Consider the following 1,231-nt stretch of genomic DNA (forward strand, 5'->3'; position numbering starts at 1 on the left):
TAATGATGGTACGAAAATGTTTGTTTTAGCACGAGTATATGATTATGAATCTTCGGTTTATAAAACAGAAGTTCATGAATATAATTTGAATATGGCATTTGATATATCTACTTCTTCTTACGAGCAACAATCTTCTGTTAACTCAGCAGAAAGTGACCCAACTGGAATAACGTTTGACTCTAGTGGGGGTAAAATGTTTATAGTTGGTAATGATAAAGATGCTGTGGTTGAATATAACTTGAGTTCAAACTTTGATATTTCTACGATGACTTATGTAGGAGAATTCTCCGTAAATAGTCAGGAAACGAGTCCCAAGGGGGTTGCCTTTAACAGCGATGGTACGAAAATGTATATTACTGGAAATGCAAGTGACGACGTGAATGAATACCATTTGAGTACGGGCTTTAATGTTTCTACGGCGAGTTTCGAGCAGTCCTTCTCGGTATCAACTGAAGAATTATCTGCCCAAGGACTAACCTTCAACCCGGATGGAACCAAAATGTTTATTGTAGGTTCAATTGGCGATGAAGTAAACGAGTACCACATTAAAGAATCTACCCCGCCAACGCTATCGAGCGCGGTATTTACCAGCGCCACCCAACTCAATGTAACCTTTAGCGAGGCAGTGGCAGCCTACGGGAACAATCCGGGAGATTTTACTCTTACTGATGGTGCATCCACTACCTTTGCTGTAACGGGCATCGCCGATGCCACACCCGGGGATAGCAAACTTGAACTTACCGTTGCAGATGTAATTGCTGCTTCAGGAGCCCTCACCCTCACCTACACCAACAACAATGGCGAGGTAACCGATTACAACAATAACGCCCTTGCAAGTGATGGAACGGGAGTGACACTTAGTCCACTTGTTACCCTCAGTTCGGGCTACAAAGAAAGTGACACAAGTATTCAGCTAGGCTTTTCGGCACCGGTTCAAACCAATGGGGGCAATCCGGGAGATTTTACGGTTACCGATGCCCATGGTACTACCTTTGCAGTAAGCGCCCAAAGCGATGGGGTGGCCGGGGATTATTATATAAACCTAACGACGGCAGACTTGAGCGCTGCCATTTGGCCACTCACGGTGACCTACACCAACAATAATGGAGAAATCTCTGACTTGTCGGGCGCCCAGGTACTTTCTACTTCCGGGGTTAGCATCTCCAATGCAAGTGCAAGCTTTGACGTTTCCGAGGCAGCCTATACACAGTTATTTTCGACTACCTCTCAA

1 protein-coding gene is annotated in these 1,231 nt (G+C 44.8%); it reads left to right on the plus strand.

The window, feature by feature from the left end; translation table 11 throughout:
- Positions 1-16: 16 nt before the first annotated feature.
- Positions 17-1,231, plus strand: a 1,215-nt coding sequence (locus ABJV04_RS17085; RefSeq protein WP_348492800.1) for a hypothetical protein, incomplete at its 3' end; no start/stop codon positions are given.

It is taken from the genome of Aliiglaciecola sp. (assembly GCF_039982535.1).
In the GTDB taxonomy this organism is placed as follows: domain Bacteria; phylum Pseudomonadota; class Gammaproteobacteria; order Enterobacterales; family Alteromonadaceae; genus Aliiglaciecola.